The 204-nt window shown below is 35.8% G+C and carries 1 protein-coding gene; it reads left to right on the forward strand.

Going from position 1 to position 204, the window contains the following annotated elements:
* Positions 1 to 12: 12 nt before the first annotated feature.
* Positions 13 to 204, forward strand: a 192-nt coding sequence (locus tag PSI23_RS23830) for a DNA methyltransferase (protein WP_273557121.1), incomplete at its 3' end; no start/stop codon positions are given.

Here is a 204-nt window from a genome sequence, read left to right on the forward strand (position 1 = left end):
TCTGATGAGGGAATGATATTTATATCGATAGATGACCATGAAGTGGTTAATTTATCCAATGTGTGCAATGAAATATTCGGTGAAGATAATTTTGTTGAAAGATTTATCTGGCAGAGTGGAAGAACCTCCGCATCCATTTTTACCCGGGAACATGAATATATCTTGGCCTATGCAAAAGACAGAACTCAATTAACTCATCTTGTT

The sequence above is a fragment of the Xenorhabdus yunnanensis genome, from assembly GCF_028598805.1.
GTDB classification, from domain to species: Bacteria; Pseudomonadota; Gammaproteobacteria; order Enterobacterales; family Enterobacteriaceae; genus Xenorhabdus; species Xenorhabdus yunnanensis.